Below are 11,861 nucleotides of genomic sequence, written 5' to 3'. Positions count from 1 at the left end.
TAAAGGAACTTCATGTCTGCCTTCATCGAAGCCGACGACATCCGATACGACGATCGTTCGCGTGCACTTGTGCGTATCGGACGTGAAGCGATCGCGCGGGAAAACCCGACCGCGTTGCGCGAGTATTTCAGCGAAGACTTCGCATTCCACGGTCCTGGCGCCGAACTCGACTTCGCCGGCTTGGAGGCATTTTTCACGGCGATGCGGTCATCGTTCAGCGACTTCTATTGTGAGCGAAGAGAAATCGTTTCGTCCGGGTCCCTTGTCGGCTGCCGAACCGAGATGGGCGGCATTTTCGTGGCTGCCTTTGGGCTCTCTCCGATTGGCACGGTCGAGCCGCATGGCAAGCGAGTCACGTTGTCGCTGATCAACATGTTCCGCTTCGACGATAACGGCAAGCTCGCCGAGGAGTGGGTTCAGTATGACAATCTTGATTTCCTGCGCCAGCTCGGCGTCGAACTCACCCCGTCAGGTCGTGGTGAATGATGTGCCGGACGATCAATGGGGTTCTTCGTTGATCGTGAATGCTCGGGTGAGCATGGCGGTGGTGTTGGCCTTTGCCTTCTCGAACTGATCGTCGTTGAAGCCCGACTTCCGGAGGAACTCGATGCCCTGCATAGCGGTCAGCAGTGTCAGTGCAGCTCCGTCGACATCGATGCCAGTCCTGAGCTGCCCCTGGGCTTTCGCTCTCTTGAGAGCTGTGGCAAACACCTCGAGAATTTGGGTGAATGTTCGCTGCGATGCGTTGTGGACCTCACTGTCCAGACGGGCCAGAGCCGCGGCAGAGTCGGCCAGGTAGCAGCCATCCTCGGTGAGTCCGAGACGGCCGCCATCCTCGAAAGACACAGCATCCATCAGCCAGGCCCACGGATCGTTTGCGGCCTCTTGGCTGCCCAGAAGGGCGGTGACCTGCTTGGTGCAGTAGTCGTCAAGGGTGCGCACGAACAGATGGTGTTTGGATCCGAAGGCGCCGTACAGGCTCTGCGAGGCGACGCCGGTGGCAATGCAGAGCTCGGTCATGGTCGTCGCCTCGTAGCCCTTGTGCCAGAACTGCTGTCGCGCAGCAGTGATCACCGCGTCTTCGTCAAACTTTCGCGGTCGCGCCATGCCACGACGCTACCAGTTCATGGTTATACGACCAATAACTGTGTGAATCGCGCCTCTGTTCCTCGTCAGTCCCACAGGAGGCGGTTCGTGTCCTCGGTCAGAAAGTCCGGGTCTTCGTAGATGTGCAGGCGTGAGATCAACGGCCCGGAGAACTCGAACACATTGCAGTAGCGCCCCTCGTTGCGCGGATGTGCGGGCCAGGGCCGGCCATCCGCGGCTTCGCCGGTGACGAGTCCCTCGACTACCAGGCGGTTCCCCTCGATTGTGAAGACCATGCTCGGAAAGTTGTGCCTGAAGAAGTGCTGCGTCCTGAGCAGTCCTGCCGCGAGCTCGCTGAACTGTTCCTGCCCTTTGGCTGTCCCGTACTTCGGAAAGAAGACTCGGCAATCCGACGTGAACAGGGCGAGGATCGAACCTTCACCGCCGTCCACGAGGTGGAAATACTGTTTTGCAATATCAATCATTTGTTCGCGCGTCAGCGCCGAAGTGTTGGTCATGCCGCCATCCTAGGGCGTTTTTGATTGGATGACCAATAACGTGGTTTTGAGTGGCCTCTGGGGGCAACTCATGGCGGCGCGGGGATTATGCGCCGGGGGGTGACTCCGAAACCTGCTGGGGACAACGCAACCACGAGGGTCGCTTAGGGATCCGGTCCGTGTGCGGTGGAACCTATTCGGGGACAGCGGGCTTCAGTCGTTGGTCGACGGCGCCGGTTCGGTCGCGGCGTACCGGGCGGCGATGGTGCGAACGGCCTCGTCGACCACCTGGGCGACGCGTTCGGCGCTCACTTCCCAACCCGGCACCAAGAGTGTCGGCCAGAAGACGTAGTTGGAGATCATGCCCAGGAACTGGGTGGCTGCGAGGTCCAGGTCTTCGACCCGCACCGTTCCCGCCTCATGCTCGGTCAGCAGGTAGCTGCGTACGGACTCGAAGTAGGGCATTTTCCCGTGCGAGAACTGCGCATTGGCGAGTTCGGGGAATCGCGGCAGCTCGGCAATGACGATTCGGAACAGGTCGGTCATCTGGGGGCGACTCAGTAGCTCGGCGTAGCGGCGACCGATGGTGCCCAGGCCGTCAACGATGTTGCCTGCCGGCGGAGGGTTCTCTTTGTCGGCGGTTGACCAGGACTCGGTGACCATGGCGTCGAACAGGGCGGCCTTGCTCGGAAACTTCTTGAACAACGTGGCCCGTGAAACTCCCGAACGCTCTGCGATCTGCGCCAGTGACGTCCGGTCGTAGCCCGATTCGAGGAACAGTTCGGTCGCTGCCGTCAAGATCAGCGCGCGCTTCTCTTGGGCGATGCGCTGGTGGTATGTCGTCACGACCCTGCTCATGGGCCGAGCATACGAGGTGAGTGGCTTGACTCACCATAGTCACTGTCCTAGTGTTGAAGTGGTGAGTCGATCGGCTCACCACTGGGCGGCCGTTCATCACTGATGAGCCCGGTCAGTCACCCACTTCCAAAGGAACTTCAGATGCACCGCTTCGACGACCAAACCGTGCTCGTGACCGGTGGGACCGGTGGCCAGGGATCGAGCCACGTACGTGCCTTTCACGCGGAGGGAGCGAACGTCGTGATCGGCGACATCAACCTCGAACGCGGCGCCGCTCTCGCCGACGAGCTCGGGACCCGCGCTCGCTTCACTCACCTAGACGTCACCGACGAGAGCTCGTGGTCCGCCGCTGTGCTGGCCGCCGAGAGCGCCTTTGGTGCGCTGAACGTGCTGGTCAACAACGCGGGTGTCCAGAATCCGCCGGCGCCGATCGAGAAGACGGACCAGGCCACGTGGTCGCGCATCCTCGACATCAACCTCACGGGGACATTTCTCGGCATCAAGGTCGCCGCCCCCGCTCTGCGTCGGGCAACAGGGGGAGCCATCGTCAACATCGCCTCGACAATGGGCCTGGGCGGCACGGGGCACTACGCGCCGTACGTCGCCAGCAAGTGGGCTGTGCGAGGTCTCACCCAAACGGCAGCGCTCGAGCTCGGCCGGGACCACATTCGCGTGAACACCATCCACCCCGGCGTGATTGCCACCCCGTTCATCCAAGAACCAGCAGCCGGCGCCACCGCGGCAATCGCCGACTTCTATTCACCCGAGCCGTTCGCCATTCCCCGACTCGGGGAGCCGGCCGACGTCACCCGGCTTCTCCTGTTCCTCACGTCATCAGACGCGTCGTTCATCACGGGGTCGGAGTACGTCATCGACGGTGGGCTCCTTCTCGGGCCCGCCCTTCAGGCCGAGACCGCATGAGCAGCCCAGAGACGACCGGATGGAAAGACTCCGTACGGGACGCGTCTTTGTCGCACCTGCCCGATCGCATCCGGCGAGCCATCGAGATCACACCCGCCGCAGGCACCAGTGAACGGATCATCGACATCACGACGCTGGGGCGCCGCACCGGCCGGCCACGCCGCATCGAGATCTTTTTCTACCGAGCTGCGGGCATCACCTACCTGTGTAGCGGCGCCGGCGGGGCCGCTACCGACTGGCATGCGAACCTTCTGGCCAATCCCGACTTCACCTTCCACCTCAAGAACGGGATCCGTGCAGATCTGCCTGCACGGGCCACGCCGGTCACCGCCCCGGCTGAACGTCAGGCCGTGCTGGCGGAGATCGTCGCGGATCTCAACCAGCCCCACGACCCCGGCACCATCCGGCCGACCCGGCTCGAAGACTGGGCCGACAGCCGCCTGGTGCGCATCAGCTTTCCGCCATCGGCCGTGATCGCGGACCCTCCGCAGACGACCTACTAGGGACTGGGGCGTAATCGCGGTCAGAAGAGTTGGAGCTGCACGCCATAGCCCGGTCCGGGCAGAGCACAGTGCTGACCGGATCGACATCGCAGAAGGGCACGGGCATGCGCCGGTCGGGGTGTCGGGTCGTAGGCGAGAGGGGGTGCGAACCGGGTCACTGGAGTGGCTGGGCGGTGCGGTGGTTGGTGAGCAGGGCGGCGGCGCAAACGCTGGTGACGGCGGCCATGATCACCATGGTGGCGGGAGCGTCCAGCGCCGGGGTGTAGGCCTGCGCGAGGTTGAGTGCGGCGTGGGCGGTGACCGCGGTGCCGACCGCACCGGCGGTGCGGTCGTAGACGGAGACGATCAGCATCCGGGCGGCGACAGTGTTCACGAACCAGCCTGCGGTCCACAACCAGGGATGTCCGGCTTGAGCGAGCGGGATCAGGTGCCACAGTGCCCAGAACACCCCCAACACCGCTCCGGTTCTCACGACACCGATTCGAGCCAGCAGGGGAGCAGTTGCATATGCGCTCCACCCCAGTTCTTCGGCGGCCGCGGCGATAACGAATACCACGAGCACCACCGGCGCGGCCGCGAGCGGCAGCGGTAATTCCGACCCGGCGCCCCTCATCGCCGCCACGGTTTGGGCGAGCACCGCTCCGACCGCGAACACGCCCGCCCCCACCATGTACCAGCGCCACCGGGCGTGGGGGTGATCGAACAACCGGGCTGCCAGCGCCCGGACCGCCGGCCACCTGCCGGCACGCCAGCATAGTGCGGCAGCGACCGCGCCGGGAACGACCACGATCACCGCGCTCGCCGGCAGGCGCATCGCGCCGACCCCGATCCCATCTCCTACCGCGCCCAACACAAAAATCGGAATCGAGACCGCGCCAACCCAGACCAGAAACCGCCAGGTACTCGCACGCCTGTTCATCGGCCCACCATAGGCGCGGTGGGCACCGGTCGCAGGGCCGCAACTCGCGCAGTGCTGCGCTGATCTCGATGACGGGGCGTATCCGGCGCAGGGAATTGCCGCTCCGTTTATCCGCGAGAGGATGCGATGACAAATCCGACCGATGAGCATCAGCGCCTTCTTTGGCGCCGGTCTATGTAACGGCTCGAACCCCGCCCGTTGCTCTATCACGCAGCGACAGAGTGCTTTTCATCCGATCACCTGCGAGCGATGAGATCGGATTCGAAAGTGTTGGTCCACATACTCAGTGAGGGCCCCTACCTCCGTGGAATCTTCAGGTCACCACGCTTTTGTTGTTCTGGCTCATTGCATCTGACGGGAGCTCATTGAACTTGATCTTTTGGTAGGTCAAGTGATGCGAGCTGTTGGGTGGCCGCCGCCGCGTCGCGCTTGAGTTGCGACCGGTAGGGTTCGCCTGGTGATCACAGTTTGGCGCCGCGCCGCGACAGTTATCTCCGTGTTCGTTCTCTCGACCGGCCTAGCCGTACTGGGTTCACCTGTAGCGCAGGCGATTCCGGAAGTGCCGACAGGATCGTCGGCCACCGGATCTCTGTCCGCAGGTGTGGGTGCCGACACCGAGGTGACGTTCGAATCCCGCGACATGACGTTCTACGGGAGCCTACGGACACCGACAGTTTCCCAACGGTCAGACATTGCGGTGCTGCTGCTGCCGGGCAGTGGACCCACCGATCGCAACGGAAACCAGGCGGGCGCGATGGTCTTTCCGAACACCCTTGGATACCTGGCCGACGAGCTGGCGAAGCGCGGCATCGCGAGTCTGCGGTACGACAAGTTCGGGTCCGGCCGCACGGCGCTCGGTGGTAGCGCCCCGGACGCATACGACTACGGCTTCGAAATGCAGGTCGACGACGCCGATGCCGCGTTCGGTCTGCTCGGTGAACTGACCGGGACGCCGGCAGCCCGAACCGTCGTCCTCGGACATAGTGAAGGTGCGCTCACCGCGCTTGCGCTGCAACACCGGGTGGAGGTGTCGGACGCTGGTCTCGGACTGCTGCAACCGCTCTCGCAGCGGTATCTCGACCTACTTTCGGACCAGATCACTGCGAGTCTCGACCGCAGCGTTCAGAGCGGGCAACTTCCTGTCGCCGACGCGGAAGCCACGCGCAGCAGTCTCGCTGACACGGTTCGATCATTGCGGGAGAACGGCAGCATTCCTCCCGACCAGGACCCGCTGCTCGAGTCTGTAGGGTTTGTACCGGCCAACGAGCGCTTCCTTGCCGAGGCCGATCGCTACGATCCGGCCGAACTTGCAGCCGCACTACCGGATTCACTGCCAATTCTCGTCACGTGCTCCGAGAAAGATCTGAACGTGAGTTGCGATCAGGTGGAGCGGCTGCGAACGGCGGTCGCGCCCGAGGCGCTCACCTTCGCCCAACTGACCAGCACGAACCATGGACTCGGCGAGATCGGGCCCTTAGCTCCAGGACAGCTGGATGCGATGGCTCCGCTCCCACTGTCCGGAGAGTTCACACGGTCGTTCACGGCGTGGTTGGATCTGATCGGACGCCGCTGATGGTGCCGCTCGTTCACGCCATGACGTTCTGACGCGTGCGGAGAGCGAGTGCTGACGCCTTTCGCCATGGCTAGCAACCTGGTTTTGCTCGACACCAGTTGGCCCGGTGACCGCGCTACTGATTCAGCACTGCCCATCAGGGCGACGCAGGAAGCACTTCTTTCGTCAGTTCGGACACGAGCGCAGCAGGGTCGTCGACATACATGCTGACGGAATTGACGGACGAGGTCTTGCGGAATCGCGGGAGCATGGCGGGCAGTTGAATTGAGATTGGTTGCACGAGAGAGATATCGACATTCGTCCCGTCCATATTGGGAAGGTGTAACCGACTGGCGACGACGATCGGATTGCTCTCGGTAAACCGGCGCGAAAGTGTAGCCGATGTGATGTCAGAACGAGAGATCGAGGCGACGATCGTGCCGGATTGCCGCAGCACGAAATGCGAATCGGTCAGATAGTGCGGATGCACGCGGTGAACAGCCAAGTATCCAAGCATCACCACCAGCGACCACGCGGACAGCACCGCAAGTGTGACGCGAAGCCACAACCACGGTAGGACGAAATGAAGCACACCGATCTCCACAAGGGTGGCGACACCGAACGCGGCAGGCAGAACCACTGATCCGCGGTTCGACCGGAATACGAGAGCGCCAGATTCGATGTCGGCATCGCGGCCCCGCGCCCATAACCATAGCGACGTGTACGCACGGGTTTCTGCCCGAATTATCGGCCAGAAGGGCGAATCATCGAGCGTCGCAGTCGCGGCCTCGGACCAATCGATTCCGCGGCGACGGAGAAGTCTGAAACGTGCCACGAACCCGACCGTCACCAGCATGACCAAGGGAAGTTCGACAGCGATGAACAAGAACAACCCTTGTCTGGGTGTGAGAACACCTGTCGCGAGTAGGCCGGCATCGACGACCAGGATAGCCACTGTCAGCAGTTGCGTAACCCGATGAAAAGCCTTGGCGCTGAGAATGCTCATTCGGCAATCGCCGCTGAATCCGGCGAGGTCGTGAGCGCACGTTGCACGCGTAGGACCACCTCTCGCTGAGCCGGGTCGGGTATGACATCGTCAAGGGAAACCGGCATGCCGGGGCCTCCCCATTGCGCGGTATCGGATTCCGTCTCGGTGAATGTGCCTGCCTCTTCGAACTGTGCAAGCAAGTCCTGAACCAGTAGTTCTATTTCCGATTCCGCCGAATCCGGCTTCTGCCCTGTTAGATTCGACCATCGGGCGAGAAACGAAAAGTAGCGGGAACGCTTCTCCTCGTCGGCAATCGACGCCGCGTACGAAGACAAGAAGTCATCGGGCACATTGCCGGAGATGGCGAGTACTTCGAGCAGATCGCGTTCGCGCTCGAGTGCTGTGCGCACCGCAGCTGTCGGTGCGGTGTCAATGGCGGTAGCCAATAGAATTGTGACATCGGCAGATAGCGCAGAGATCGGATGACCGTTGTCGATATCAGCGAGCATTGCGGTGAGCCTTGCGAGTCGACGCGCAAGCTTCGCGTGCTCGGCGCGCATGACTCCGATCAGTGAGTTGAGGTCGGCGATCGTATTGCCAGTTTCCTCGTCGGACGAATCCTGCGAAAGTATCGCGGACACCGAGCCGAGTGGTACTCCGCTGTCAGCGAGCCAGCGAATCCGCATCAGTCGGACGACGTCGCTCATTGTGTACTCGCGGTAGCCGTTTGGGCGTCGCTGTGGCTCATCTAGTAGTCCGAGGCGGTGATAGTGGCGCACCGTTCTCGGTGTGGTGTCGCCAGCGGCAGCGAGCTGACCTATTTGCATGGTCCCAGTGTCGACTATGACCTTACGTCAAGGTCAAGAGGAGATCAGCACGCCGGAAACCGGACCATCTGGTCGGCCGATCATGCTGACTTGCCAGGCTCGGTCTCAAGCCGACGGACGACATCGACCGGTCTCTTGTTTGTGAGCGTGAGGTTTGGAAGTCGCAGCGGGCGTCTTCCCGAGACCTCGTGTGGGAGAACATAACTGATTCACGTGCCGGTACGGATTTGTTCCCACGCGTCGATTCTTGCCGGCCCCGCAGACCCTACGCACCGCTCTACGCAACCAAGCCGCGACACCAGCCACACGCTACGTGAACCTGCATGACGTGCCTGCTTCGCCCGGCTTGCCGACCTGACGCGTCTTGCTCGCAACGGAGCGTAGGGAACCGCCCCCTCTAGTTGACTCGTGGCGTTAAGCGGTCAGGCCGCCTCAACCTCGGAAGGGGAAACTCGTGTTCGGGATGTTCGCCGGCACAGCTCTGCTCGCTGGTTGGAGGTCCTCACGGGTCAGGGTGGGGCCGAGCCGGTCGAGTTTCCAGGCCGCGGAGCCGGAACCCGTCCAGCGAGTGCGGCGCCGGTCTGCCTCCGTTTGGAGGCAGACCGGCGTCGACGTTGTTTTTATTGCTGACTTTGACCTTGTGTCAGGTGTTCGACCCCACTTCGACAGGGTCCGCCTCTTCGAGAGCCGTGCCTTCGGTGTCGATGGCGGGAAGCACCCGATTTAACCAACGGGGTACCCACCAGCCGGCCTCGCCGAGGAGTTGCAGTGTGGCGGGCACCAGAATCATCCGGACGATGAATGCGTCAACCAGAACGCCGACGGTCAGGGCCAGACCGATGGAGGCGACCATCGGGTCACCGCCACTGAACGCAAAGCCTGCGAATACCGCCGCCATGATTGCGGCTGCTGCGACGACGATGGGCGAGGCCTGTCCGAAACCTTGGAGAATGGCTGCGCGAGTGTGCAGGCCCTTCTTGTGTGCTTCGTGGATCCGGGATACCAGGAACACTTGGTAGTCCATCGCAAGACCAAACAGGACTCCCACCACGATGATCGGCACCAGACTGGCCAGTGGTCTGGCCTCGTCGAGAGAGACGGCCGGTCCGGCCCAACCCCACTGGAAGACTGCGACTGTGACCCCGAGGCCGGCTCCGAGTGACATCAAGAATCCGAGAGTTGCAAGGAGGGGCACCGCAACAGATCGGAACACGACCATGAGCAAGATCAATGACAGCCCGACCACGCAGATCAAATAGGTGATGAGTCCGGAGGAGAGCTGTGCATCGACATCGACGTCTACTGCGGTTTGTCCTGTCACGGAGACTTTGGCACTGTCGACTCCATCCATTGCTGTTCGCAACCATCCGACCAGGTCTGCTGTTTGGGCATCGGCCGGTCCGTGCTCAGGGATGACAGCAAGGAAGGCGACGTCGCTGGTCTCCGAATTCTGCACGGGACTGACGCCGGCAACTCCGTCGATGGCTGTAATCGTCTCTGTTGCACTGGCTGCCGTGCCGGCGGCGTCTGGTCCTTCGAAAAGCACGACGAGAGGATTCTGTACACCGGCACCGAAGGCGTCGCTGATTGTGTTGTAGGCCGCGCGCTGGGAACTGGCGGGATCAGGTCCGCCGGGAGGGTCGAGCTCGGTCTCCATCGAGATCACGGGAGCGGCCAGTAGGACGATGATCGCTGCGCCGCCGAGCATGCTCAGCAGTGGGCGATCGACGACGGACAGAGCCCAGCGGCGCAGGACAGTGGGGCGGGGCTTTGCCGCGCTGTCCTCATCGACCCGCTCGAACTGTGCTGTGTCCAAGTCGGCGTTGTTGGTTGGCCGCTCCTTGCGGGGGAGTGCTTTGTAGCCAAGTGTTTTCAGAACGGCAGGTACAACGGTGAGCGAAACTGCGACTGCCACGACGACCGAAAGTGCTGCACCGAGCCCCATTTCGGTGATGAACGGGATTCGGATGACCGCGAGCCCCACCAGTGCGATGACGACGGTTGATCCGGCGACCACGACGGACGTTCCGGCGGTGCCCGAGGCGCGCGCGACCGCTGCAGTGATGTCGGATCCACGCCGGAGTTCGTCGCGGAATCGGGAGAGGATGAGCAGGGCGTAGTCGATTCCGACGGCCAAACCGAGCATCAGGGCAAGGATCAGTGTGGTGGACTCAATACCGGCTCCGATCGATGACCAAGCGAGGATCCCGAGGACCCCGAAGATCACGCCGCTCAAGGCGGTCAGCATGTTGGCGCCGGCGGCGGCGAGCGAACCGAAGGTCAGTAAGAGCACGATGAAGGCGACAATGATTGCCAACGCTTCGGTGATGCTGGCGATTTCTGGCGCTCCGTCCTCGAGTGCCCCGCCCAGTTCAAGGGTGTAGCCGGCGGCAGTCAGATCTGCGGCGGCGTTGCGGATGTCGTCTTCGACGACGCCTTGGTCGGCCTCTACGTCGACAGCGAGCGTCGATACTGCAACCGAGCCGTCCACCGAGACGTAGGGGCGATTGTCGTCGTACGGATCTGAGGCGGATAAGACGTCTGGCTGTTCGGCCGCAGCGGCGACCACTTGCATAACCGCATCACGGTCGGCCGGCTGATTGAGCGAACCGCCGTCCGGGGCCTCGATGACGAGTAGAAGCTCGCCTGATTCCGGTCCGGGGGCGGCGGGAAACGCTTCGTCCATGGTCGCGAGGGCGGTTGTCGATTCGGCGCCGTCGATGCTGAACGGGCTGTCGGAGAACTTTGCACCGCTGACCGCTATGAGGACGAGGATGGCTGTGAGCGCGATCCACGCGCCGGCGACCGTCAGACGATGGTTGGCACTGAAAGCGCCGACCTTGGACAGTAATCGAGACATGAGTACTCCATGGGATGAAGGGCGAGTCGGGAGGCGCTCATGCGACCCGATGCTTCAACCTTCGGCCGTGAGTGGGGTGCAAGTCGTCCCTCACAGGCGGTATTCACCTACCGCAGCCGCGGTATTTCGTGAGATATCCGCCGGTGTTGTGTGCGGTCAGTTTTCGTCGAGCAGGCCTGCGCGGAGGCCCGCGATCACAAGCTGCGCGCGATCGGATACATGCATTTTGCTCATCGCGCGGTTGACGTGGGTCTTGGCCGTCATAGGGGAGATGAACAAGTGTTCGGCGATGGCGTCGTTGCTCAGCCCTCGTGCGACGAGAGCGACAACCTCGCGTTCACGCGAGGTCAGGGATGCGATTTTTCGTCGATCTTCGGGAGAGGCCGGTTCGTGAGCCGGCAGTTGGCTTCCGGTACTGGCGAGGTAACTGACAACAGAATCCGCTGCGACAGAGGAAAGGGATGAGCCCCCGACCGCAACCCGGCCAACCGCCTCGAGGAGTTCTTCGTAGCCCGCCGATTTTCCGAGAAATCCGTTCGCGCCTGCTTTGAGTGCGCGGATCACGTTCTCGTCGGTGTCGAACGTGGTGAGCACCAGGATGCGGATCTTTGCCGTTCGTGTGTCACCGCGAATTTCCGCGGTTGCGCCGACGCCGTCGAGAACCGGCATTCGTAGATCCATCAGAACGACGTCGGGCCGCAGCGCTCGCGTCATGTCCACCGCTCGCCGACCGTCGGCGGCCTCTCCGATTACCTCGACGTTGTCGCTTGTTTCGAGCAATGCGCGCATTCCTGAGCGGATCATCGCCTGGTCATCGACGATTAGAACCCGAATCACACTCATTCGGGCA

12 protein-coding genes and 1 pseudogene are annotated in these 11,861 nt (G+C 62.5%); 4 read left to right on the top strand and 9 right to left on the bottom strand.

Annotation, left to right across the window (positions count from 1 at the left end; translation table 11 throughout):
- Positions 1-12: 12 nt before the first annotated feature.
- On the top strand, positions 13-486 hold the full coding sequence (locus AC51GR_RS24015) for an ester cyclase (RefSeq protein ID WP_496327168.1): 474 nt from the start codon (positions 13-15) through the stop codon (positions 484-486).
- 12 nt (positions 487-498) lie between these two features.
- Here the strand turns inward: AC51GR_RS24015 and AC51GR_RS24010 are convergent, their stop codons facing one another.
- The 3 genes from AC51GR_RS24010 to AC51GR_RS24000 all read right to left on the bottom strand — a co-directional run bounded on the left by AC51GR_RS24010 (position 499) and on the right by AC51GR_RS24000 (position 2,441).
- On the bottom strand, positions 499-1,107 hold the full coding sequence (locus AC51GR_RS24010) for a TetR/AcrR family transcriptional regulator (protein WP_496327167.1): 609 nt from the start codon (positions 1,105-1,107) through the stop codon (positions 499-501).
- 65 nt (positions 1,108-1,172) lie between these two features.
- Complete coding sequence (locus AC51GR_RS24005; protein WP_496327166.1) at positions 1,173-1,604, bottom strand: nuclear transport factor 2 family protein; 432 nt, start codon at positions 1,602-1,604, stop codon at positions 1,173-1,175.
- 192 nt (positions 1,605-1,796) lie between these two features.
- Positions 1,797-2,441, bottom strand: a complete 645-nt coding sequence (locus AC51GR_RS24000; RefSeq protein ID WP_496327165.1) for a TetR/AcrR family transcriptional regulator — start codon at positions 2,439-2,441, stop codon at positions 1,797-1,799.
- Positions 2,442-2,582: 141 nt separating this feature from the next.
- Between AC51GR_RS24000 and AC51GR_RS23995 the strand changes: the two genes are divergently transcribed.
- Complete coding sequence (locus AC51GR_RS23995; RefSeq protein ID WP_496327164.1) at positions 2,583-3,362, top strand: glucose 1-dehydrogenase; 780 nt, start codon at positions 2,583-2,585, stop codon at positions 3,360-3,362.
- On the top strand, positions 3,359-3,865 hold the full coding sequence (locus AC51GR_RS23990; protein ID WP_496327163.1) for a nitroreductase/quinone reductase family protein: 507 nt from the start codon (positions 3,359-3,361) through the stop codon (positions 3,863-3,865). The genes AC51GR_RS23995 and AC51GR_RS23990 overlap by 4 nt, the downstream gene beginning before the upstream one ends.
- A gap of 154 nt (positions 3,866-4,019) precedes the next feature.
- Here the strand turns inward: AC51GR_RS23990 and AC51GR_RS23985 are convergent, their stop codons facing one another.
- A complete protein-coding gene (locus tag AC51GR_RS23985; protein WP_496327162.1) occupies positions 4,020-4,784 on the bottom strand; it encodes a CPBP family glutamic-type intramembrane protease in 765 nt (254 codons plus the stop codon).
- Between the two features lie 457 nt (positions 4,785-5,241).
- Between AC51GR_RS23985 and AC51GR_RS23980 the strand changes: the two genes are divergently transcribed.
- The gene (locus AC51GR_RS23980) at positions 5,242-6,357 is read left to right on the top strand and encodes an alpha/beta hydrolase (protein WP_496327161.1); all 1,116 of its coding nucleotides are present in this window, start codon (positions 5,242-5,244) and stop codon (positions 6,355-6,357) included.
- A 136-nt stretch (positions 6,358-6,493) separates the two neighbouring features.
- On the opposite strand, the gene AC51GR_RS23975 is transcribed toward AC51GR_RS23980, so the two are convergent.
- The 5 genes and pseudogenes from AC51GR_RS23975 to AC51GR_RS23955 form a co-directional block, all read right to left on the bottom strand.
- Positions 6,494-7,342, bottom strand: a complete 849-nt coding sequence (locus AC51GR_RS23975) for a hypothetical protein (RefSeq protein WP_496327160.1) — start codon at positions 7,340-7,342, stop codon at positions 6,494-6,496.
- Complete coding sequence (locus AC51GR_RS23970) at positions 7,339-7,884, bottom strand: hypothetical protein (protein ID WP_496327200.1); 546 nt, start codon at positions 7,882-7,884, stop codon at positions 7,339-7,341. Before AC51GR_RS23970 ends, AC51GR_RS23975 begins: the two co-directional genes overlap by 4 nt.
- Before the next feature lie 72 nt (positions 7,885-7,956).
- Positions 7,957-8,151, bottom strand: a pseudogene (locus AC51GR_RS23965) (MerR family transcriptional regulator); the annotation flags it as partial.
- 643 nt (positions 8,152-8,794) lie between these two features.
- A complete protein-coding gene (locus AC51GR_RS23960) occupies positions 8,795-11,011 on the bottom strand; it encodes an MMPL family transporter (protein ID WP_496327159.1) in 2,217 nt (738 codons plus the stop codon).
- Between the two features lie 156 nt (positions 11,012-11,167).
- Complete coding sequence (locus AC51GR_RS23955; RefSeq protein WP_496327158.1) at positions 11,168-11,854, bottom strand: response regulator transcription factor; 687 nt, start codon at positions 11,852-11,854, stop codon at positions 11,168-11,170.
- Between the last annotated feature and the right edge of the window lie 7 nt (positions 11,855-11,861).

This window comes from Williamsia sp. z71 (assembly GCF_059553375.1).
The sequence above is the reverse complement of the archived record's forward strand: the minus strand, read 5'-3'. Positions and strand labels throughout refer to the sequence as shown.